The following is a 20223-nucleotide window of genomic DNA, read 5'->3' as shown; positions in this document are numbered from 1 at the left end:
CAGGCTCAGGTGACCGCACGTGGCGGATACACCCGTGTGGGAATGATGGGAATCAGGCAGATCAGCGCAAGGCCGACGCCGGCCAGCACCAGGTAGAGGTCGGCCGAGGTCAGCACCAGGGCCTGGGCGTGAATGCGCTGGGCCAGGCCCGCGGCGTGATCGTCGAGCAGCGGTGCATTGCCCAGGCTGTCCACCAGATGGGTGGAATGGGCATGCCGGCGCCACGTGCCGAGCGCCTCCAGCAGCGCCCCGGCCACCACCACGCTAAGCCCGCGCACGGTGTTGAACCAGGCCGAGGCGAACGGGCCCTGTTGCGGGCTCATGCCATTGGTGGAGAGCAACAGCAACGGCAGCACGGCCATCGGTTGGCCGAACACCTGCAACAGGTAGAACGGGTAGAAATCGTCACGAATCCACTGGCTGGTCAACGTGCTGCTGCCCAGGCACGACACCACCAGCATGCCCAGCCCGGCTGCCAGCACCCAGCGACAATCCACCGCGCGCAGGTTGCACAGCGCCGCAGTGAGGGCCAGGGCGAGCAATTGCGGCAGCGCCACCAGCAGCATCAGCGGGCTGGTCTGCGCGGCTCGGTAGCCGTGGATCTGCGCCAGGTACGCAGAAGGAATGCTGCCGACCCCGGACAACACGATCAGCACCCCGGCCAAAGTCAGCAGGGCGAACATCAGGTTGCGCCGGCCGAGCATGCGCAACTCGAAGAACGGCACCGGCTCCGACCACTCGTTATAGAGGAACAGCACCAGCAGCAGGCCGCCGCCGCCCAGCAGCACGCTGATCAGCGGCGAATCGAACCAGCCCCAGCGATCGCCCAGTGACAACCCCAGCACCAGGCAGCTCAGCGCCGGCACCCCCAGCAACACGCCGCGCCAGTTGAACTGCGCAAAGCGCTCCAGGCGCAGAGGATCTTGCGGCAGCCCCCAGGCCACGCACGCCGAGGCCAGCAGTGAAGGCGCGACGATCTGCCAGAACGCCCATTGCCAACCGACGTACTCAGTCCATAGCCCGGCCAGAGGCGTCGCCAGGTTCGGCCCGAAGGTCGCGGTGAGCGCGTAGCAGGCCAGGCCGTACACCTTGATACCCGGTGGCAGGAAGCGCAGCGCTACGCTCATCAGCATCGGCGGCAAAGCGCCCGCTGCCAGGCCTTGGAGAATGCGCAGCAGCATCAGGCTGTGCAGGTTCGGCGCGAACGGCTGCACCAGCCCCAACAGCGCAAAGGCGCCTATCGCGCAGAGGGTGAAGCGCCGCAGCGAGAAGGTGGTCGCCAGCCACGGTGAAACGGCCGTCGCTGACACCGCCGCAGCGCTGTACACCGCCAGCAGCCAGGCGCCTTCGTCAGCGCCGATGCCCATGGCACCGCGGATGTCGGCCAGCGACAGTTTGGTCACCGCCTCATTCAGGCCGGCGCACAGCACCGCCAGCAACACGCCGAACAAGCCGACCACCACCCGTAACCCGAACGCTGCCTGCGCGGGTGCCGCCGCCGGCGCAGGGCCAGGGGCGGCGTGGGTAAAGGAAGGCTGCGACATACCTGGACAACTCCAGCAACAAATTCACGGCTGGCAAGTCTAGAAACATCGATTGCTTACGAAAACTGACTTATCGGCAGTTTTGAGTTGCACCAGACGCAATCGGCACACGCTGCGTAGCGCTGCTGCCCGCTTCAGGAATCCGCTTCACAACAGGCCTTGAGCGTCTGGCGCAGCCAGCGGTGGGCCGGGTCATGGTGAAAGCGCGGATGCCAGGCCTGCATCACCGTGACCCGTTCCAGCGGTAATGGAATGTCGAACGCGCGTAACGGCAAGCGCAACTTGCGCACGCTGGCCAGGATGTTCGCAGGCATCGGCAGGATCAGGTCCGAGTCGGGCAGCGAGAACATCGCCGAATGGAAGCTTGGGGTAATCAGCGCCACCCGCCGCTGCACGCGAAACGGCGCCAGTTCGACATCGATCGGGCCATTGGCGCGCCCGCGTCGCGACACGCTGATGTGCGGGTAGGCGGCGAAGCGTTCCGGGCTGATGGCCCCATCGAAAATCGGATGGTCCTCACGGGCCAGGCCGATGTACTGCGTGTGGAACAGCCGCTGCACCTTGATTTCCGGGCCCAGGTCGATGGTCGAGCTGATGATCAGGTCAGTGCGCCCATCACGCAGCACTGCATCGTCGTCGCCGCTTTCCGGGACGAAGCGCACCACGGTGCGCGGCGCCTGTTCGTGCATCATGCGCAGCAACTGCGCGCCGTACAGCGCGATGAACAAGTCATTGGTGCGAATGTTGAAGGCGCGTTCCAGATTGGGCAGATCCACCGCATCGCCGCTGCGAAACACCTCGCCGGCCTGCTCGACCAACTGGCTCACCTGTTCACGCAGCGCCAGGGCGCGCGGCGTCGGCACCAGCCCACGCCCGGCACGCACCAGAATCGGGTCGTTCAAGGCCTCGCGAATGCGCCCCAAGGTGCGGCTCATCGCCGCCGGGCTCAGGTTCATGCGCTGCGCGGCCCCGACCACACTGCCCTCGTCAAGCAATGCATCGAGCGCCACCAGCAGGTTCAGGTCGGGAAGCAGCATGGAAATATCCGAAGGTGAAAAGGAAAAAATCGATCTTAGCAGTTGGGAGCCTTGCGCCAGACGCAACCTGCCGTTGCACGCCAGGCTATTTATCCGGCCCCTTCGAGGCCCGACAATGCGCACATCCCTTTCCCCGTCCAAGGAATGCCCATGCCCCGCACGGTCCTGATCGCCATCGACGCCTCACCTGCCCGCACCGCCATCGTTGCCCTGGCGCGGCGTTACTGCCGGCCCGACGAGCATGAGCTGCACGTGCTGCTGGCGATCGACCCGAGCTTCGCCGTGCACCGCAGCCCAGGGCTGTTCAGCGCCGAAGAACTCGACCAGTACCCGGCAGCCTGCGACGAACAGCGCCAGGCCGAGCAGGCCATGGCGGCGGCCTTGCAGGAACTGCGCGAGGCCGGCTTCACCTGCGTGGGCAGCACCGAGCCGGGTCAACCCGTGGAGGTGATCGTGGCCAGCGCCCAGGTGCTGGACTGCGAGCTGATCATCATGGGCCACCGTCACTTGTCGCGCCTGGGCCGGCTGCTCGATCCGTCGGTGAGCAGCAAGGTCATCGACCGGGTGCAGGTGCCGGTGCTGGTGGCGGTTGCAGAGGCCTGATCTACCTGCGTGTACCCCGTTTTCAACTATCGCGGGGGCGTACCACGACGGTGCAGGTGGTGCCTGCAGCCAGCAGAAAACCCTCCGGCACGACATCGATATGAATCCGCACCGGCACGCGCTGGGCCAGGCGTACCCAGTTGAAGGTCGGGTTGACGTCGGCCACCAGCTCGCGGCTTTGCGGATTGTCGCGGTCGTAGATACCACGGGCGATGCTTTCGACATGCCCTTGCAGGCGCTCGCCGCTCATCATCTGCAACTCGGCCGGATCGCCCACGCGCACGTGCGGCAGTTTGGTTTCCTCGAAGTAGCCATACACCCAGAACGACTGCTCATCGACCACCGCCATCAAAGGCTCGCCGGTGCGCGCGTAGTCGCCGCGGTGGACATTGAGGTTGGTCACGTAGCCGTCGACGCTGGCGACGATGCGCGTGCGCGCAAGGTTCAGCTCGGCCGCCGCCAGTTGCGCCTGGGCCTGCTGGTACTCGGCCTGGGCGGTGCTGGCGATATCGCGGGCATCGTCGCGGCTCTCGGCCGAGATCACCAGGTTGTCCATGTCGGCGCGGCGCCGGGCGTTGACCTGGCGCATCTGCCAGGCGGCCTTGCGCGCCGCCACCAGTGCCTTGGCCTGCTCCACCGCCACTTGGTAGTGCGCCGGATCGATCTGCATCAGCAGCTCGCCCTTGCGCACCCGCTGGTTGTCGCGCACCGGCACATCGACCACATAGCCGGGCGAATCGGCGGCAACGTTGATGATGTCGGCGCGTACCCGACCGTCACGGGTCCAGGGCGTGGTCATGTAGTCGAGCCACAGCTGGCGACCGATGAACACCGCCGCGGTGAGCACGAGCAAGGTGGCGATCAGGCTGAAGAACTTTTTCATCGAAGGTGGGTTACCCGTAAATGGTCAGCGCCAGGGCGCCGAAAAGACAGACGAACAGCGACAGACGCAACAGCGCCGGGTGCCAGAAGAAGCGGTAGCCGTCGACGCTGGCGATGAAGCGGTCCAGCCCCCAGGCCAGCCCTGCGGCGAGCAGGAACATCAAGGTCATGCTGGGCATGTACAGGCCGTGGAAGGCGATTTCACGGGGCATGGGCGGCTCCTTGGGCGGCCGGGGTCAACGGTGAGTGGGGATCGAGCAACGAGGTGCGGATGAAGTGCAGGTAGCTCTGCACGCGGCGCAGCAGCGAGGTGTCGAAATGCCGGGCGAAGGGTTCGTCGGTGGCTTGTACACGGCTGATGGCGTGGTCAACCGCGATCAGCGCGCGCTGCTGGTTGCTGGCGCAGGGCTGCAGGAACAGCCGGGTCAGCGCGCGGCCCATGACGCGAATCGCCTGCCGCCAGGCCTGGCCCTCAGCATAGGCCGGATGCACCGGGGCCTGGGCCTGCTCTTTGCGCAGCTCGATCACCGCATGCCCGACCTCCAGCACCACGAACATCCAGCCCATCAGCTCGCGCTGCACCTGGGGTCGCCCGGCTGCCAGGCCATAGGCCTGGTGCAACAGGTCGCGGGTGCGGCTTTCGAACGCCGAACTCAGCCCACGCAGCCGCCCGCTGATGGCGAACAGCACCTGGGCACGCAGATCCTGCTCGAGGCGCTGCCACAGCCAGCGGCTGTTGGGTGGCAGGATGATCGCCCCCGCCGCCGCGCACACCAGCATGCCCAGAAGCATGCCCAGGTAATCGTTGATGAACACGTAGGGGTCATACACGGTGAGGTTGTTCGGCACCGAACCGATGCCGAAAAACACCAGCAAACCGATGCCGTAGCCGGCATACAGCGGCCGCGAGGCGAGAAACGCGCCGAGCACGAACACCGGCGCCAACACCATGCACAGCAGCGCGAAGCCATCGATCCAGGGAAACACGAAGAAGGTTTCGAAAAAGCCGATCAGCGCCCCGAGCAAGGTGCCACAGGCCATCTGAAAGGCCATGCGCCGGGGGTTGGGCGAAGCAGCGGACAGGCCTGCGGTGACGGTGGCAATCAGCGTCATCATCGCCCCGCTCGGCCAATCGCTGAGCAGCCAGTAGCTGCCCAGCAGCAGCAACACCACCGCCGAACGCAGCCCGGCGGCGGCTGACACCAGCCAGTTGGTCTGCGCCACGTAGGGCTCGTCCCATTGCTCGCGCTGGTGGCGATGCGCGGCCAGTGAGGCGTGGGTCTGGGCGAAGTTGTAGAGGTCGTCGAGCAGGCGGTAGAGCAATTCGAAGGCGGTGTGGAAGTCCAGCAGGTCGGCCTCGCTCGGCGCACTGGCGAGAAACTGCGCGCGCAGCTCGCGGACCTGCTGTTGCAGGCCGTCGCGGTAGGCCGCCAGCTCCAGGGTCAGGCGCAGGGCATCAGCGTCGGTCAGCGAGCGCTCGACATAGGGCTCGAGCAGTTCGATCAAAGGCGCCATGCCTGGCTGCAGTACCGCGTTCAGTTGCAGCGGCCCGCGCTCGCGCAGGCGTTCGAGCAGACGATTGAGCGCATGAAAGCGCGTGGTAATGGCCATGAATTCACTGTTCAGGCGCATCAGCCGGCCACTGCGCCGGCGCATGTGTGGGTCTTCGAAGGCGGTGACGTTGCGCAGGCTTTCAAGGCCCACCGCCTCGGCGACGAAACGCACGTTGCTGGCCTCGAGCCGTTCCCGCTGACTGTTGCCGCGCAGCGCCTCGACGGCGACCGCGGCGAAGCCACCGAAGCGCTGGTACAGGGCATGGCGCATCGCCGCACTGGCCGACTGCGGCAAAATCGCCGCGCTGACCGCGGTGGACACGACAATCCCCAGGCTGATCTCCAGCACCCGCCACACCGCCGCGAGAAATGCCTGCTCGGGATGTTGCAGCACCGGCAGGCCGATCATCGCCGCGGTGTAGCCGGCGAGCACGAAGCCATAAGCACGAAAGGTGCGATAGCGCATGGCGCCGGCAGCGCACAGCCCGACCCACAGCGCCAGGCTGGGCAGAAACAGTTCGCTGTTCTGCGGGAACAGCGCCACCAGCAGCACCATCATGCTCGACCCGGCCAGGGTGCCGAGCAGGCGGTAGAAGCTCTTGGCGAAGACGTGACCGCTCTGCGGCTGCATGACGATGAACACGGTGATCATCGCCGTGCGCGGCTGCGGCAACTCCAGGCGCATGGCCAGCCACAGGGTCAGGAACGCTGCCGCCAGCACCTTGAAGATGTACACCCAGGTCACCCCATCGGTGCGCGCCCAGGCGTAGAAGCCGCGCTGCCACGGCAGTTCGTGCAGCCACTGCCAGCCCTGGCGCAGGCTGTTCATCGAGCGGCCTCGGGTTTGACGAACACGGCCAGCGCCGCGGGGGCATCCGGCGCCGCTTCACGCTTGCTCGCCGGGGTGTCGGCGCCGGCCTGCAAACCACCGCCCAGTGCGGTGGCGAGGTCGGCGTGCACGCTCAGGCGCGCGGCCCACACCTGCTGCTGCACCTGCTGCTGACGCAATAGCAGGGTCTGCGCGTCGAGCACCTCCAGGTAGCCGGTCAGGCCGCGCTGGAAGGCCACGCTGGCGATGTCGTAGCTGCGCTGCGCGGCTGCCACCGATTCATCTGCCAGATGCGCCTGGGTCTGCATCGATTCACGGCGGATCAGTTGGTCGGAAATGTCCTTGAGCGCCAGCACCAGGGTCTGGTTGTAGTCGGCGACCGCTTCGTCATAGCCCGCGGCGGCGGCGCCCAGTTGCTCGCGCAGCCGGCCACCGTCGAAGATCGGCACGCTCAGCGCCGGGCCAACGCCGTAGTTGAAGGTTCGCCCGCTGAGAAAACCCAGGGCGCTGCCGCCGGTGGCGATGAAACCGAGGTTACCGACCAGGTCGATGTTGGGCAGAAAGCGGGCCTGGGCCACCTCGATACCGCGCGCCTGGGCCGCCACCTGCCAGCGCCGGGCGACCACGTCGGGGCGTTGCCCGAGCAGCTCGGCCGGCAGCGTGGCGGGCAATCCAAGCGGTTTGGCCAGGCGCAACTGCGGACGCTGCAAACGCGCGCCGGCACCTGGGCCGAGGCCGGCCAGTGCGGCCAGCTGGTTACGCGTCAGCGCCATGGCCTCGGCCAGGCTGTCGAGCTGGCGATGGGTTTCCGGCAGCGGCGCCTGCGCCAGGCTTACCTCAAGATGCGTGCCCATGCCGGCATCGAGACGACGCTGGGCCAGGCTCAGGATCTGCTGTTGCTGGGCCAACTGACGCTCGACGATGTCGTGCCGGGCATACAGCAGCGCCAGTTCGATATAGCGCTTGACCACGTTGTTCTGTAATTCGAGCTGCGCCTGGCGCGCTTCGGCGGCGCGGCGATGGGCGATGTCCAGGGCCTGCTCGCTGGCGTTGCGCGCCTGGCCCCAGACATCCAGCGGGTAGCTCAGGCCGATGCCGGCGTGGTTGTCCCAGGTGGTGGCGCCTGACAGATCGCCGGGGCCATAGAAGGCGTCCTGCGACCAGTTGTGGCGTTTCAGTGCGGCGTCGCCATCGCCCTGCAGGCGCTGCGCCGACTCGGCCACGCCGGCCAACGCCTTGGCCTGACGCAACCGCGCCAGGGCCAGGGCCAGGCTCGGGCTGCCGGCCAGGGCCTGGTCGAGGAAGCGGTCGAGCTGTGCATCGCCATAGGCCTGCCACCAGCGCTGCGCCGGCCACTGGGCGTCACGCTCGGCGTCGGCCAGTGCGCTGTCGAGGGCGAGGTTGTCGGGGTCGAGGCGTTGGCTATGGGGGGTGATGTCTGAGGTTGCGATACAGCCACTCAGGGTCAAACTGAGGGCACAGGCAGTGAGCACGGTGAGCGCTCTGTCGAGGCGACGCAGCACAGCGGCGATTTCCCGGGGAATGAGGTCAAGGGGGGGCGATGCAATTCTAGGGGGCAGCCGCGGGTGGCGATAAGCGTGGATTCCTGCGAATCTTTGTTACCGAAAGCGTGATAATCCGGCTTTGGTCGAAGCTTCAGAGGCGATGCTTCATGTCACAATTTCGCCCTCAACCTTGAGAGTGACCCATGGACACCCTGCAAAACATGCGTGCGTTCAGTTGTGTGGCCCAGCTTGGCAGCTTCACCGCCGCGGCAGGGCAACTCGACACCACCACTGCCAACGTGTCACGCGCTGTCTCCAACCTCGAAGCGCACCTGCAAACCCGCCTGCTCAACCGCACCACCCGGCGCATCGCCCTGACCGAAGCCGGCAAGCGCTACCTGATGCGCTGCGAGCAGATCCTCACCTATGTCGAAGAAGCCGAAGCTGAAGCCAGCGACGCCCACGCACGGCCCGCCGGGCAGCTCAAAGTGCACTCCATGACCGGGGTCGGCCAGCATTTCGTGGTCGATGCCATCGCCCGCTACCGCGAATCGCACCCGGACGTGACCTTCGACCTGACCATGGCCAATCGCGTCCCCGACCTGCTCGATGAAGGCTACGACGTGTCCATCGTGCTCGCCAGTGAGCTGCCCGACTCGGGCTTCGTCTCGCAACGCCTGGGCATCACCTACAGCATCGTCTGCGCCTCGCCCGACTACGTCAGCCGCCACGGCATCGCGCAAAAACCTTCAGACTTGCTCAAGCATGCCTGTCTGCGCATGGTCAGCCCGGTCATCCCGCTGGAAAAATGGCTGTTCGACGGCCCGCAGGGCCAGGAAGTGGTGAACATCGCCAGCTCGCCGTTCCAGGTCAACTCCGCCGATGCCATGAAGACGGCAATCCGCAGCGGCATGGGCGTCGGTGTGTTGCCGATCTATTCGGCCATCGATGGGCTGCGCGACGGCAGCCTGGTGCGGGTGATGCCCGACTACCGCCTGCAGGAGCTGAACCTGTACGCCATCTACCCTTCGCGCCAGTACCTGGATGCGAAGATCAAGACCTGGGTCGAGTACCTGCGCAACTCGTTGCCGGAAATACTCGCCGCCCATGAGGCCGACCTGAAGATCCACGAATTGCAGATCGCCCACTGACCACCGCGTTGCGCCGCTGCGGGGTGTCGATCCCGGGCCCGGCGCAGCATCGTCCTTCGCTCACCTTGCAGAGATGCCGACCGATGAAAAAGACCGTACTGGCTTTCAGCCGCATCACCCCGGCCATGGCCGAACGTTTGCAGCACGACTTCAACGTGATTCTCCCCGACCCCAAGCGCGGTGACGTCGCTGCGCAGTTCAACGAGGCGCTGCCCGAGGCCCACGGCCTGATCGGCGTCGGACGCAAGCTGGGCCGCGCGCAACTGGAGGGTGCCGGCAAGCTGGAAGTGGTGTCGAGCGTGTCGGTGGGCTACGACAACTACGACCTGGACTACTTCAACGAGCGCGGCATCGCGCTGACCAACACCCCTGACGTGCTCACCGAAAGCACCGCCGACCTGGGCTTTTCGCTGATCATGGGCTGCGCGCGGCGCACCGCGGAACTCGACGCCTGGACCAAGGCCGGCAACTGGCAGGCCACCGTCGGCCCCGCGCAGTTCGGCAGCGACGTGCATGGCAAGACGCTCGGTATCGTCGGCCTGGGCAATATCGGTGCAGCCATCGCCCGCCGTGGCCGCCTGGGCTTCAATATGTCGGTGCTGTACACCGGCAACAGCCGCAAGCCGGCGCTGGAGCAGGAGCTTGGCGCGCAGTTCCGCAGCCTCGACCAGTTACTTGGCGAAGCGGACTTCGTCTGCCTGGTGGTGCCGCTGTCCGATGCCACGCGCAAACTGATCGGCGCCCGTGAACTGCAACTGATGAAGCCCAGCGCGTTTCTCATCAACATCTCGCGCGGACCGGTGGTCGATGAGGCCGCGCTGGTCGACGCACTGCGCCAGGGCAGCCTGCGCGGTGCCGGGCTGGACGTGTACGAGAAAGAGCCACTGGCCGACTCACCACTGTTCCAATTGCCCAACGCGCTGACCTTGCCGCACATCGGCTCGGCCACCGCCGAAACCCGTGCGGCGATGGCCAACCGGGCCATGGACAACCTGCGCGCCGCGCTGCTCGGCGAACGCCCGCGCGACCTGGTCAACCCGCAGGTGTGGAAGGGCTAGCGAACGCGCCGGGGCGGGCTAGCGCATCAGGCTGGCCAGCCCCAGCAGTGGGCCGAGCACCACACTGACGGCGGCAAGCCCCAGCAGCCAGCGCGGTCGATACGGCAGCATGAACACCCACAGGGTGACGCCCGCCATCAACAGCGCTATCCATTCCACCAGGCCGTGAGCCCAGCCGCGCAGGTGCACCGCCAGTACCAGCGATGCCAGCAACAGCGCCCATCCGGCCCAGCGCAAGCTGCGCAGGTGCACCCCACGGGGGCTGTGCTTGAGCAGTTCCTTGAAGTGTTTTTCCATGGCCAGGCACAACGCGGCGAACCCCGCGTAGCCCAGCAGTGCGACGCTGAGCATCAGTTCGCCTCCGCTTCGGCAGTGACCTTGCCCGGCGCTGCTGGGCGCGCTGCACGTTTTTTCGCCGGTGCCGGCACGCGCAGCATCTTGCGCGCCAGCCAGGCCATGAACAGACCGGTGCCCAGAGCGGTGAGGTCGACACCGGCCATGGCCCAGTCGCCCACGGCGATGGCATGGTTCAGACCCTGCCCGGTGCTCAGACCGTTGAGCAGCGGCAACAGGCCGAAGGCAATGGCGCCCAGGCCCAGTTGCTCGGCCCAGGCGCGACGGCCGGGACGCACCGCCGCATGCAGCAGCGAAGCGGCCCAGACCCACAGAAACGCGTTGACCTCCCAGTCGGCGCGCCCTTCCAGCGTGACCGGCAGCAGCCGGTTGGCCCAGAAGAACGCCGCCACCGCCAGCAGCAGGCCACTCATGCTGGCGATGTTGAGCACCTCGACCAGGCGCAGTTCACCGGGCTGACAATCGCTCTTGGCATGCTTGAGCTGACGCTTGCCCAGCCACATCACAAGGCCCGTGCCGATCACCGCCGTGCCGGCCACGCCGAACACGAAGTACAGCCAGCGCAGCCAGGGTCCTGCGAAGTTGCCCATGTGCAGGCCGGCGAAGCTGAACGAAGTCATCATCATCGCGCTTTCCGGCGCGCCGCTGGACACCAGGGCACCGCTCACGCCATCGAAGGTCCAGCTCTGGCTGCGGCGATAGGCGACACTGTCGGACGAGGCGCGGGTAAAGCTGACCCGGGCATTCTGATCGTTAGGATTCTGCACCTGGATGTAGCCCATGCGCGCACCGGGCACCTTCTCCTGGACCTTGGCGTACAGGCTCGGTAGCGCCGCCATTGGCGCCACGACCCCGGCCGAGCTGACGTCGACGTCGCGCCCGAACAGGTCGCTGAAGTAGCGGTTGGTTTCGCCACCGTAGCTGGCCATGATGCCCGCCGGCATGACCATGTACATGAACAGCACCAGGCTGCTGTAGCTGATCATCAGGTGGAATGGCAGCACCAGCACGCCGATGGCGTTATGCCCATCGAGCCACGAACGCTGGCCCTTGCCGGGGCGGAAGGTGAAGAACTCCTTGAAGATCTTCTTGTGGGTGATGATGCCGGTCACCAGCCCCAGCAACATGATGAACGCGCACCAGGTCGACAGCCAGCGCCCCCATGGGTGCGGCAGTTCGAGCTGGAAGTGGAAACGGTAGAAGAAATCCCCGCCGCGGCTTTCCCGCGCCTGCACCACCTCGCCGCTGGCGGCGTCGAGGGATTTGCTGACGAAGCCCCTGCGGCCCTGCCCCGGCTCGCGCCAGCCGACGCTGATGGCCGGCTCGCGGTCGCTGGGCAGTTGGATGAACCAGCTGGCGGCGCTGCCGGCGTTAGCGTTCAGGTACCGTTGGGCCAAGCCCAGGCTGTGGGCCGGATCGAGCGCGTGACGCTGGATTTCCGGCTGGCTCCAGTGGCTGATTTCGTCTTTGAAGTACGACAGCGTGCCGGTCAGGAAGATCGCGAACAGCATCCAGCCGAAGATCAGCCCGGTCCAGGTGTGCAGCCAGGCCATGGCCTGGCGAAAGCCCTCTTTCATGGTGTCTGCATCCCATAGGCCAGGCCCGCGATCACTGCCAGCAAGGCGCTCGGCGCCAGCACCCCGGCCCAGGCACGCCAGGCGCTACGGCAGGCGAAACACCAGATGAACGCCAGTAGATAAACCAGAAACGACAGCATCATGCCCAACAGTGCGGCGTCGACCTGGCTGATGGGCGTCAGCAGCGCCAGGGCGACATTGGCCAGCGAGGCGAGCAGGTAGCCGCCCAGCAAGGCGGCAAGACTGCGTGAGGCGACGGCCAGGCGATACGCCAAAGGCAGGCCGGCGGCGGTACGTTTCATGTCAGCGATCCGGGGTTTCAGGGGGTGCAATAGTAATGATTTCAATTCTCATAAGCAAAGATTGGCGGATGAGATGCGCTGCAAAAAATTCCGTCCGATTCACGGCCTTGGCGGGAACATTTGCAACAGAAGATTTATTTGTCATCGAGGCTTGAAATCGGCCATCAGTTGCCTGACCTTAGAGTCAAGAGGTGCAGAATTTCCCGTTTCCTTCAAGGGCTTCCACCCGGTAGTGGGCCTCTTGCGAGCCAGCTGAATAAGGATTGAATCATGCAAATCCAGGTAAACAGCAGCAACCAGATCCAAGGTAACGCCCGTCTCAGCGACTGGGTCCGCAGCACCTTGGAAAGCGGCCTCGAACGCTTCGAGGACGACCTCACCCGAGTCGAGGTCCACCTCAGCGACGACAACGGCGGCAAGCCCGGCCCGCACGACAAACGCTGCCAGATGGAGGCTCGCCCCAAAGGTCACCCACCGATTTCCGTCAGCCACACCGCAGGTTCCCTGGACCACGCCGTGGATGGCGCCACCACCAAGCTCAACCATGCGCTCGAGCACTTCTACGGCAAATTGCGCAGCAAGCGCGGCACCCTGGAACTGGCTGACCCTGAAGACGACTGAACCCGGTTACCTGAACTGAACGAAAACGCCCGAGGCCAGTGCCTCGGGCGTTTGCTTTGCGAAGCGGTCATTCGTCGCGGGCGACTGAACCATCGCCTGGGCAAGCCAGTCCATTGCTCCACGTCCCATCTGCAGAAGTCGATCATGTACAACCCGTTCGCTCAGATCAGTGCTGCTTTTTCCGCCGACTACCGAGTCAACCTGTCGATCGTTGGCCTGGACGGCAGCATCATGTTGACCCTCTCGGACGACGACGGCATTGCCGCCAAACGCCTGATCAAGCAGGCACAACGCAATGACCCGCTGCATCTGCAGCGGGTCATCGACAGCATTCAGCTGGGCCTTGCCGTGGAACGCGGCGCGATGGCCTGCTGAACGGCGGATGCAGGCTTCAGCGCCCGACGTCGAGCAGGCCACGAATGGCCGTTTCGACATCGCGCAGGCGCACGCGGTGCTCCCGGTGCTCGCTGGCAAAGCTGTCGGGCTCGGTGAAAATGCCCACCAGACCCGCGTCGTAGGTGGGCTCCTCGCCCTGATCGAGCCAATGCAGCACTTCATCGACCAGTGACCGCGACTCGGTCACCTGGGGTTCAAGCACGTTGTCCACCTGCGTGACGAAGGTGAATTCCAGGTCCAGCTCCAATGGCAGGAAGTGCCCATCCAGGTAGTCGATCACTTCCAGTCGGTCCAGTTCGCTCATGGCGTTCTCCTCGAAACAAGCGCCGGCCGGCAACCGCAATGGTTTGCCCCAAAGCCGCGCAGCGCCGATTGAACGCCAATTTCTTACTGCCCGTTCCCTAGATATTCAGCACCTCGAACGCTCTATCGTGCCGCTTGAAGCTCGCGTCACAGCTCAGCGATTTTCTTCCAGTTCCTTGCCATGGGCATCCAGCGCGCGCGTCGACGGATAGCGATACGACGCATAACGCACCACCAGAATGGCAAAGGCCAGCAGCAGGATGCCGCCGCAGACGTACAGCAGCCCAACGTCGGGCGCCTTGTGGTGCGACACATCCCCGATCAGCAGCCGCGTCAGCGCGGTAATGGCCACGTAGAGCAGGAAGCGGATGGGCATGTGGTTGGTCTTGAAGTAGATCCCTACCATCGCCCCCAGCTCCAGGTAGATGAACAGCAGCAGGATGTCATCGACGCTGACGCCGCCCTTGCCGAGCATGTCGAGGAAGGTCATCACGGCGGCCCAGGCAGTGATACCGCCAATGCCGAACAGTGCCAGATAGTGGAAGGATTCGACGCACAGGTTGCCCAGCGAATCGGCGGAGCCATGCAGGCCCTTGCGCAGCTTTTCAGCCCATTTGATGTTCACGATGTCAGCTTCCCAGGTACGAGCAGAAAAGAGTGCTTCGGTGATATGACGCTTATGCCATGCAGTAAAAAGGCCAGGCCCAGCCCTTGGAAGGTGACCGATTGCCGCAAGGCACGTGGCACAGCGTCAAAGACCCTCGAGTGCAACGTCACGGTTGCAGCCCGACCAAGGCTTCGTATACTGTATATAGATACAGCACGCTTTGTGCTGAACGCTTACCCTGCTTGAGCGAAGCCGCCCTGGTCACCCAAGGCGGCTTCGCTGCGACACAGGCCGCGCCCCAGCGGCGCCCCTGACATCACTGACTGAGAGGCCTCGTATGGCTGTTGAGATTCTTTACCGCAGTACGCGCGATTTGGAGACTACGTTTTTGGACCGCAAACTCGCAGACGCCCATGACCAGATGCTGGAACTGGCCGAAGTGCTGACCCAGGTGCTGGTGAAAAACGTGCCGGGGCTCGAGGAGAACCTCGCCGAGGAAGCGAGCATCTTCATGGCCAAGAACCGCGCCGTGTTCGCCACGGCGTTCAAGAACAACGCCGCGGCGCTGGCGGAACTGGAAGGGTCGGGCAGCAGCGAAGGCTGAGCCCGATCGCCGTTGCCCTGATCACAGCGTCAGGCCTGCGCCTGGCCTGCTGCTGCAGTAGGGTTGCGTTTTTCCAGGCCCGCAGACACGGCCCAGATCGCCAGCCCGCCCAGGGCAAGCCCGCAGCCGACCCAGCCAGGCGAAGTCCAACCGTAGCCAGCCGCCAGGGCCAGGCCGCCGAGGAACGGGCCAAGAGCATTGGCGAAGTTGAACGCCGAGTGGTTCAGCGCCGCGGCCAGGCCTTGGGCGTCAGCCGCCACGTCCATCAAGCGGGTCTGCAGCACCGTGCCCAAGGCACCGCCCGAGCCGATCAGCAACACGCACAACGAGATCGTCCAGATATTCCCGGCGGCAAACGGGAACAGCGCCAGCATCACCGCGCTGAACACCAGCATGCCACCGGCGGTGGCCATCAGTGCGCGGTCGGCGAACAGCGGCACGATCAGCGTACCCAGGGTCATGCCGACGCCGAACACCGCAAGCACCAGCGGAACCGTACTGTGCGACACGCCCGTCACCGCACCGAGAATATCGGCCAGGTAGGTGTACACGGCGAACAGGCCACCAAAGCCGATGGCACCAATGGCCAGGGTCAGCCACACCTGGGTGTTGCGCAACGCACTCAGTTCGCGCAGCGGGCTGGCGGTGGGGTCGGCTTTGTCGCGTGGTGCGTACAGGGTCAGGGCGAGCATGGTGCTCACGCCCAGCAACGCCACCAGGGCGAAGCTGTAGCGCCAGCCGAACAGCTGGCCCAGCCAGTTGGCCAGCGGCACGCCCACGATGGTGGCGATGGTCAGGCCAAAGAACATACGCCCCACGGCCCAGGTACGGCGATTGGCCGGCACCAGTGAGGCGGCCACCAGCGACGCGATGCCGAAGTACGCGCCATGGGGCAGGCCTGCGATGAAGCGAAACACCAGCATCCAGTGATAATCCGGTGCCACCGCCGATAGTCCATTGCCTACCGCGAACAGCGCCATCAGCGCGATCAACAACGTGCGCCGCGATAGCCGTGCGCCGAGCACCGCCAGCAGCGGTGCGCCGACCACAACGCCCAGGGCATAGGCGCTGATCACGTGGCCGGCGGTGGGAGCATCGATGCCCAGATCGGGGGCGAAGAACGGCAGCAGGCTCATGGTGGCGAATTCGGTGGTGCCGATGGCAAAGCCACCGACCGCCAGCGCGAACAGCACCAGCGCCGTGCCCGCGTGGGGTTCGGTGTGTCGTGATGTCATGGAAAACCTTATCGTTCGAATGGTGCGCTGCAAGGTCGAGCGCAGTGACGCATGCGCGGGCTGCCCTCGTGAGGCAGCACGGCCGAGGACGCCAGTTTAAGGGGATAGCGAAGCGACGTCGAACCGCCAGCGCTCAAGGCTTCTGAACGACGCAGGCCGTGCAGGTTCCCGCTGATCGCTCAGCCGTACAACAATCGCTCGGCGAGCATCTGCGCCACCCTGGCAGGCGAACGGTTTTCTGCCTGGGCATGGGCGAACACCTCGGTCAGCCGTAACGGGATACGCGCAAGGTGCTCGGTGACCGCGCCGGGCGCTTGGCCGCGGTGCGACAACGCCACGTAGATCAGGCCGCCGGCATTGATCACCGTGTCTGGCGCATAGAGGATGCCGCGCGATTCAAGCTGGTCGGCCACGGGCAATCCGGTCAGTTGCTGATTGGCCGCGCCAGCCACCGCCGCGCAGCGCAATTGCATGACGCTGTGGGCACTGAGTACCGGCCCTACCCCGCAAGGGGCGAAGATATCGCACGGAGTGGACAGCATCGCGTCGTGCGCCACCGGCCAGGCATTGAAGCGCTCCACCGCCAGGCGCACGCGCCCCGGGTCGAGGTCACTGACCAGCAATTCAGCGCCGGCGGCGTGCAACTGCTCGGCCAGGGCGAAACCGACATTGCCCAGGCCCTGCACCGCCACGCGCAAGCCCTCGAGATTACTGCTGCCCAGGCGCGCCTGGGCGGTGGCGCGCAGCCCGGCGAACACGCCCATGGCGGCATAGGGCGCCGGGTCGCCGCTGGCGGTGGTGCTGCTGACGTGCACGGTAGTGCGGGCGATGCAGTCCATGTCCACGGTCGAGGTACCGCTGTCGACCGCCACCACCAGCCGCCCTTGCAGGGAATCGACGAAACGGCCAAAGGCTTCGAACAGCGCCGCGCGGTTCTCCACGTGGGGGCTGCGCAGGATCACGGCCTTGCCGCCACCGAGCGGCAGCCCGGCCAGCGCCGCTTTGTAGCTCATGTTGCGCGCCAGGTGCAGCGCGTCGCTGATGGCGCTTTCGTCATCGGCGTAGGGCAGGTAGCGACAACCGCCGAATGCCGGGCCGAACTGCTCGCTGTGGATCGCAACGACCGCGCGCAGGCCGGTCGGCGGATCGCTCCACAGATGAAGCGCGTGGGCGCGGGTGCTTTGCATGAGCGCGAACATCGGCCAGCTCCCGATTGCGGTGCAGATTCCCAGTATAGGCAGCCGCGCGCGCAAGCAAGCCGATCCGGACCACTGGACGAATGATGCCCCGCCGACTACAAGTTAGACGTGTGTGGAGGGCCTCCATGAACCCACGTCAACGCTGCCTGTTGTGCCTGCAACGCTCCCCGGCCGCCGTGCTGGAAGCGGCGCTGTGGATCGCCGCCGAACATGATTGCGCGGTCACCCCGGCCGCCAGCCTGAACCAGGTTGCGCACCTTCAACAGCAGGTGCGCAACCTGCTGCCGGTCTTACCGCTTGGCGAGCTGGCGCAACCGCTGTTGCGCGCACTGAACACCTTGGGCTTCCAGCAGGACGAATACCATCCCATCCGCCCCCACGCGGCCCTGCTCGACAGCGTGCTCAAACGCCGCCGCGGCCAACCGCTGGCACTGGCCCTCCTCGCCCTGGAACTGGCGCAGCGGCTGGGCATTGCACTGGAAGGGGTGAACTTCCCCGGACACTTTCTGCTGCGGGTGCCCGGCGCCGACCATCTGCTCGATCCCTGCGGCGGCCGGCGGCTCTATACCAAAGACTGCCGCGACCTGCTCGCCCGCCAGTACGGCGACAGCGCGACCCTCAGTGGCGAGCACCTGGCTGCCGCCACCCCGGCGCAGATGCTTCAGCGCCTGTCACGCAACCTGCGCCAGCTGCACTCCAGCCACGATCAGCCCCTGGCCGCGCTGATCGACGCCGAGCGGGTCATGCAACTGGGCCCGGTCGGCAGCGCCGACTACCTGGCGCGGGCCAACCTCTACCAGCGCCTGAACTGCCCGCAGGCCGAACGCTTCGATCTGCAACACGCTTTGCTGCTCAGTGAAGACCCCTTGCAACGCCTGCAACTGACCGAACGCCTTGGCCTGCTCAGCACCTCGACAGTTTCGCTTCACTGAACCGGTGCATCGGCCTGACGGGCCGGGTGCGCCGCCTGCAACTGCGGGTGTCGTGCGGCCAGCGCCGCGACCCGGGCGATGCGCGGGTAAGGGTCCAGCTCCAAGCCAAAGCGCTGCGCGGCATACAGCTGCGCCACCAGGTACACGTCGGCCAGGCCCGGCATTGCGCCGAAGCACCACCCGTCATCGCCGAGCAACGCTTCGATTGCCTGCAGCCCTTGGCCGATCCAGTGCTGGACCCACTGGTTGACCGCCGCCTCATCGAAGCCATGTGCGCGCAGTTGATTGAGCACGCTGAGGTTGTGCAACGGGTGCACGTCGCAGCCGATCAGCGCGGCAACGCCACGTATCCTGGCGCGATCCGCCGCATCGGCAGGCAGCAGGGCAGGTTCCGGGTAGACTTCCTCCAGATATTCGATGATCGCCGACGATTGCACCAGCAACTGCCCGCACTCGGTACGCAGGGCCGGCACCCGGCCTTGGGGATTCAAGGCCCGGTAGGCCGGCTGATGCTGCTCGGCGCCGAGCAGGTTGACTGGCACGGCCTGGTAATCCAGCCGCTTCAGGGCCAGGGCCAGGCGCACGCGGTACGAGGCGGTGGAACGGTAGTAGGTGAAAAGCTCCATCATGCCGGCCTCTCAAGCAGCAGCGACGACCCTGCCGCGGCACTCGCCGAAGCCGATACTGGCAACACCCTCGCGCACGCAGCGGCCGCGCAGGATGATCTCGTCGCCATCTTCGAGAAAGGTGCGTTGCTCGCCGTTACTCAGCTGCAACGGTCGTTTGCCGCCTTCGGTGATCTCCAGCAGGCTGCCGTACGCCTGCTCGTCGGCGCCAGACAGCGTGCCCGAGCCGAACAGGTCGCCCGGCTGCAACTGGCACCCGTTGACGCTGTGGTGCGCCACCAACTGCGCCACGGTCCAGTACATGCTCAGGCTGTTGCTCAGGGTCAGCCGCTGCGGCGCCAGGCCTTGCTCACGCATGGCCGGGGTCAGCAGCAGCACTTCCAGCTCGATGTCGAAGGCGCCATGGGCCTGGTCGGCGGCATCGAGCATGTACGCCAAAGGTTGCGGATCACCTGCCGGGCGCGCCGGCTGGGCGCAGCGGAACGGTTGCAAGGCTTCGGCCGTGATGACCCAGGACGACAGCGTGGTAATGAAGCTTTTCGACAGGAATGGCCCCAGCGGCTGGTATTCCCAGGCTTGGATGTCGCGCGCCGACCAGTCGTTGAGCAGGCACAGGCCAGCCACGTGCTGACCGGCCTCGGCGATGTCGATGGGTTCGCCGATGGCGTTGCCCTGACCGATCCAGATACCCAGTTCCAGTTCGTAATCGAGGCGCGCGCAAGGCCCGAAGCGCGGCTCGCTGTGGCCGGCGGGCAAGGTCTGGCCTTTGGGCCGGCGCACCTCGGTGCCGGAGGGGCGCAAGGTCGAGGCGCGGCCGTGATAGCCGATCGGCACGTACTTGTAGTTGGGCAGCAACGGATTGTCGGGGCGGAACAGCTTGCCGACGTTGGTCGCGTGCTGGATGCCCACGTAGAAATCGGTGTAATCGCCTACCCGTGCGGGCACGTGCATCTGGCATTCGCTGCTCGGGTACAGCAGCGGCTCGAGCACGGCCTGGTGCTCGCTGTGTTCGCCAAGCAGGTCGAGCAGGCGCTCGCGCAGCGCAACCCGCGCCGCCGGCCCCAAGGCAAACAGGCCGTTGAGGGCGCCATCGGCGGTGGCCTCGACGGCCTTGCGCGCCAGGCCGTCGAGCAGGCCGGTGGCAAGCACGCCGTGCAGGTCGAGCACCGCCTCGCCGATGGCAACGCCGCAGCGGTGCGCGGCGTCACCGCGGCTGAAGACGCCCAGCGGCAGGTTGTGCAGCGGAAAATCCGCATGGCCGTTGGCGTGGGCGACCCAGCTACGGGATTGGCTAGAAAGGTTCAT

The 20223-nt window shown here is 65.8% G+C and carries 22 protein-coding genes; 7 read left to right on the top strand and 15 right to left on the bottom strand.

Annotation, left to right across the window (positions count from 1 at the left end):
* Positions 1–5: 5 nt before the first annotated feature.
* Both H618_RS0119045 and H618_RS0119040 read right to left on the bottom strand, forming a co-directional pair.
* Entirely contained in the window at positions 6–1544 is a 1539-nt protein-coding gene (locus H618_RS0119045) for an MFS transporter (RefSeq protein WP_028696573.1), read from the bottom strand.
* A 134-nt stretch (positions 1545–1678) separates the two neighbouring features.
* The gene (locus H618_RS0119040; protein WP_028696572.1) at positions 1679–2581 is read right to left on the bottom strand and encodes a LysR family transcriptional regulator; all 903 of its coding nucleotides are present in this window, start codon (positions 2579–2581) and stop codon (positions 1679–1681) included.
* A 150-nt stretch (positions 2582–2731) separates the two neighbouring features.
* Between H618_RS0119040 and H618_RS0119035 the strand changes: the two genes are divergently transcribed.
* Complete coding sequence (locus tag H618_RS0119035) at positions 2732–3184, top strand: universal stress protein (RefSeq protein WP_028696571.1); 453 nt, start codon at positions 2732–2734, stop codon at positions 3182–3184.
* A gap of 22 nt (positions 3185–3206) precedes the next feature.
* Here the strand turns inward: H618_RS0119035 and H618_RS0119030 are convergent, their stop codons facing one another.
* From H618_RS0119030 to H618_RS0119015, 4 genes are read right to left on the bottom strand one after another with little or no spacing between them, the layout of a single operon-like run.
* Positions 3207–4067: an efflux RND transporter periplasmic adaptor subunit gene (locus H618_RS0119030; RefSeq protein WP_028696570.1), complete on the bottom strand. Its 861-nt coding sequence runs from the start codon at positions 4065–4067 to the stop codon at positions 3207–3209.
* A 10-nt stretch (positions 4068–4077) separates the two neighbouring features.
* Positions 4078–4278: a DUF1656 domain-containing protein gene (locus tag H618_RS0119025; RefSeq protein WP_028696569.1), complete on the bottom strand. Its 201-nt coding sequence runs from the start codon at positions 4276–4278 to the stop codon at positions 4078–4080.
* The gene (locus tag H618_RS0119020; RefSeq protein ID WP_028696568.1) at positions 4268–6448 is read right to left on the bottom strand and encodes an FUSC family protein; all 2181 of its coding nucleotides are present in this window, start codon (positions 6446–6448) and stop codon (positions 4268–4270) included. The genes H618_RS0119025 and H618_RS0119020 overlap by 11 nt, the downstream gene beginning before the upstream one ends.
* Entirely contained in the window at positions 6445–7971 is a 1527-nt protein-coding gene (locus tag H618_RS0119015) for an efflux transporter outer membrane subunit (protein WP_028696567.1), read from the bottom strand. The genes H618_RS0119020 and H618_RS0119015 overlap by 4 nt, the downstream gene beginning before the upstream one ends.
* A 185-nt stretch (positions 7972–8156) precedes the next feature.
* On the opposite strand from H618_RS0119015, the gene H618_RS0119010 reads away from it, so the two are divergent.
* Together H618_RS0119010 and H618_RS0119005 are read left to right on the top strand one after the other, a co-directional pair.
* Positions 8157–9104 carry a LysR family transcriptional regulator gene (locus tag H618_RS0119010; protein ID WP_028696566.1) on the top strand — a complete coding sequence of 316 codons (948 nt, stop codon included), beginning with the start codon at positions 8157–8159 and terminating at the stop codon, positions 9102–9104.
* An 83-nt stretch (positions 9105–9187) separates the two neighbouring features.
* The gene (locus H618_RS0119005) at positions 9188–10162 is read left to right on the top strand and encodes a 2-hydroxyacid dehydrogenase (RefSeq protein ID WP_028696565.1); all 975 of its coding nucleotides are present in this window, start codon (positions 9188–9190) and stop codon (positions 10160–10162) included.
* Between the two features lie 18 nt (positions 10163–10180).
* Here H618_RS0119005 and H618_RS0119000 read toward each other — a convergent pair whose 3' ends face one another.
* Genes H618_RS0119000 through H618_RS0118990 form a run of 3 tightly spaced genes read right to left on the bottom strand, consistent with a single transcriptional unit; the run spans position 10181 to position 12395 of the window.
* A complete protein-coding gene (locus H618_RS0119000) occupies positions 10181–10513 on the bottom strand; it encodes a DUF3325 domain-containing protein (RefSeq protein ID WP_028696564.1) in 333 nt (110 codons plus the stop codon).
* Complete coding sequence (locus H618_RS0118995) at positions 10513–12093, bottom strand: PepSY-associated TM helix domain-containing protein (RefSeq protein WP_028696563.1); 1581 nt, start codon at positions 12091–12093, stop codon at positions 10513–10515. The genes H618_RS0119000 and H618_RS0118995 overlap by 1 nt, the downstream gene beginning before the upstream one ends.
* Complete coding sequence (locus tag H618_RS0118990; RefSeq protein ID WP_028696562.1) at positions 12090–12395, bottom strand: DUF3649 domain-containing protein; 306 nt, start codon at positions 12393–12395, stop codon at positions 12090–12092. The genes H618_RS0118995 and H618_RS0118990 overlap by 4 nt, the downstream gene beginning before the upstream one ends.
* 270 nt (positions 12396–12665) lie before the next feature.
* Between H618_RS0118990 and H618_RS0118985 the strand changes: the two genes are divergently transcribed.
* Positions 12666–13016, top strand: a complete 351-nt coding sequence (locus tag H618_RS0118985; protein WP_028696561.1) for an HPF/RaiA family ribosome-associated protein — start codon at positions 12666–12668, stop codon at positions 13014–13016.
* Positions 13017–13160: 144 nt separating this feature from the next.
* Positions 13161–13391 carry a DUF3509 domain-containing protein gene (locus H618_RS21945; protein ID WP_050577359.1) on the top strand — a complete coding sequence of 77 codons (231 nt, stop codon included), beginning with the start codon at positions 13161–13163 and terminating at the stop codon, positions 13389–13391.
* A 16-nt stretch (positions 13392–13407) separates the two neighbouring features.
* Here H618_RS21945 and H618_RS0118970 read toward each other — a convergent pair whose 3' ends face one another.
* Positions 13408–13716 (bottom strand): hypothetical protein, encoded by a 309-nt coding sequence (locus tag H618_RS0118970; RefSeq protein ID WP_028696560.1) that lies wholly within the window; start codon positions 13714–13716, stop codon positions 13408–13410.
* A 153-nt stretch (positions 13717–13869) separates the two neighbouring features.
* Complete coding sequence (locus H618_RS0118965) at positions 13870–14340, bottom strand: phosphate-starvation-inducible protein PsiE (RefSeq protein WP_028696559.1); 471 nt, start codon at positions 14338–14340, stop codon at positions 13870–13872.
* Positions 14341–14659: 319 nt separating this feature from the next.
* Between H618_RS0118965 and H618_RS0118960 the strand changes: the two genes are divergently transcribed.
* On the top strand, positions 14660–14926 hold the full coding sequence (locus H618_RS0118960) for a YebG family protein (RefSeq protein ID WP_028696558.1): 267 nt from the start codon (positions 14660–14662) through the stop codon (positions 14924–14926).
* Between the two features lie 29 nt (positions 14927–14955).
* Here the strand turns inward: H618_RS0118960 and H618_RS0118955 are convergent, their stop codons facing one another.
* Together H618_RS0118955 and H618_RS0118950 are read right to left on the bottom strand one after the other, a co-directional pair.
* The gene (locus H618_RS0118955) at positions 14956–16161 is read right to left on the bottom strand and encodes an MFS transporter (RefSeq protein ID WP_028696557.1); all 1206 of its coding nucleotides are present in this window, start codon (positions 16159–16161) and stop codon (positions 14956–14958) included.
* A 179-nt stretch (positions 16162–16340) separates the two neighbouring features.
* On the bottom strand, positions 16341–17360 hold the full coding sequence (locus H618_RS0118950; protein ID WP_028696556.1) for a Leu/Phe/Val dehydrogenase: 1020 nt from the start codon (positions 17358–17360) through the stop codon (positions 16341–16343).
* A 125-nt stretch (positions 17361–17485) separates the two neighbouring features.
* Here H618_RS0118950 and H618_RS0118945 point away from each other — a divergent pair, with 125 nt between their 5' ends.
* Positions 17486–18292: a SirB1 family protein gene (locus tag H618_RS0118945; protein ID WP_028696555.1), complete on the top strand. Its 807-nt coding sequence runs from the start codon at positions 17486–17488 to the stop codon at positions 18290–18292.
* Here H618_RS0118945 and maiA read toward each other — a convergent pair.
* Together maiA and fahA are read right to left on the bottom strand one after the other, a co-directional pair.
* Positions 18286–18918: a maleylacetoacetate isomerase gene (gene maiA, locus H618_RS0118940; RefSeq protein WP_028696554.1), complete on the bottom strand. Its 633-nt coding sequence runs from the start codon at positions 18916–18918 to the stop codon at positions 18286–18288. The two genes, H618_RS0118945 and maiA, sit on opposite strands and share 7 nt — an antisense overlap.
* Positions 18919–18930: 12 nt before the next feature.
* Positions 18931–20223, bottom strand: coding sequence for a fumarylacetoacetase (gene fahA / locus H618_RS0118935; protein WP_028696553.1), 1293 nt, complete (start codon positions 20221–20223; stop codon positions 18931–18933).

Origin of the sequence: Pseudomonas cremoricolorata DSM 17059 = NBRC 16634 (assembly GCF_000425745.1) — a bacterium.
Lineage (GTDB): Bacteria > Pseudomonadota > Gammaproteobacteria > Pseudomonadales > Pseudomonadaceae > Aquipseudomonas > Aquipseudomonas cremoricolorata.
Note: the sequence above shows the minus strand (reverse complement) of the source record. Positions and strands in the feature narration are given on the sequence as shown.

What these genes read in the sequence shown, in the direction of transcription:
- H618_RS0119045 (WP_028696573.1), bottom strand. Translation starts at nt 1,544, where the DNA reads ATGTCGCAGCCTTCCTTTACCCACGCCGCCCCTGGCCCTGCGCCGGCG.
- H618_RS0119040 (WP_028696572.1), bottom strand. Translation starts at nt 2,581, where the DNA reads ATGCTGCTTCCCGACCTGAACCTGCTGGTGGCGCTCGATGCATTGCTT.
- H618_RS0119035 (WP_028696571.1), top strand. Translation starts at nt 2,732, where the DNA reads ATGCCCCGCACGGTCCTGATCGCCATCGACGCCTCACCTGCCCGCACC.
- H618_RS0119030 (WP_028696570.1), bottom strand. Translation starts at nt 4,067, where the DNA reads ATGAAAAAGTTCTTCAGCCTGATCGCCACCTTGCTCGTGCTCACCGCG.
- H618_RS0119025 (WP_028696569.1), bottom strand. Translation starts at nt 4,278, where the DNA reads ATGCCCCGTGAAATCGCCTTCCACGGCCTGTACATGCCCAGCATGACC.
- H618_RS0119020 (WP_028696568.1), bottom strand. Translation starts at nt 6,448, where the DNA reads ATGAACAGCCTGCGCCAGGGCTGGCAGTGGCTGCACGAACTGCCGTGG.
- H618_RS0119010 (WP_028696566.1), top strand. Translation starts at nt 8,157, where the DNA reads ATGGACACCCTGCAAAACATGCGTGCGTTCAGTTGTGTGGCCCAGCTT.
- H618_RS0119005 (WP_028696565.1), top strand. Translation starts at nt 9,188, where the DNA reads ATGAAAAAGACCGTACTGGCTTTCAGCCGCATCACCCCGGCCATGGCC.
- H618_RS0119000 (WP_028696564.1), bottom strand. Translation starts at nt 10,513, where the DNA reads ATGCTCAGCGTCGCACTGCTGGGCTACGCGGGGTTCGCCGCGTTGTGC.
- H618_RS0118995 (WP_028696563.1), bottom strand. Translation starts at nt 12,093, where the DNA reads ATGAAAGAGGGCTTTCGCCAGGCCATGGCCTGGCTGCACACCTGGACC.
- H618_RS0118990 (WP_028696562.1), bottom strand. Translation starts at nt 12,395, where the DNA reads ATGAAACGTACCGCCGCCGGCCTGCCTTTGGCGTATCGCCTGGCCGTC.
- H618_RS0118985 (WP_028696561.1), top strand. Translation starts at nt 12,666, where the DNA reads ATGCAAATCCAGGTAAACAGCAGCAACCAGATCCAAGGTAACGCCCGT.
- H618_RS21945 (WP_050577359.1), top strand. Translation starts at nt 13,161, where the DNA reads ATGTACAACCCGTTCGCTCAGATCAGTGCTGCTTTTTCCGCCGACTAC.
- H618_RS0118970 (WP_028696560.1), bottom strand. Translation starts at nt 13,716, where the DNA reads ATGAGCGAACTGGACCGACTGGAAGTGATCGACTACCTGGATGGGCAC.
- H618_RS0118960 (WP_028696558.1), top strand. Translation starts at nt 14,660, where the DNA reads ATGGCTGTTGAGATTCTTTACCGCAGTACGCGCGATTTGGAGACTACG.
- H618_RS0118955 (WP_028696557.1), bottom strand. Translation starts at nt 16,161, where the DNA reads ATGACATCACGACACACCGAACCCCACGCGGGCACGGCGCTGGTGCTG.
- H618_RS0118950 (WP_028696556.1), bottom strand. Translation starts at nt 17,360, where the DNA reads ATGTTCGCGCTCATGCAAAGCACCCGCGCCCACGCGCTTCATCTGTGG.
- H618_RS0118945 (WP_028696555.1), top strand. Translation starts at nt 17,486, where the DNA reads ATGAACCCACGTCAACGCTGCCTGTTGTGCCTGCAACGCTCCCCGGCC.
- maiA (WP_028696554.1), bottom strand. Translation starts at nt 18,918, where the DNA reads ATGGAGCTTTTCACCTACTACCGTTCCACCGCCTCGTACCGCGTGCGC.
- fahA (WP_028696553.1), bottom strand. Translation starts at nt 20,223, where the DNA reads ATGAACCTTTCTAGCCAATCCCGTAGCTGGGTCGCCCACGCCAACGGC.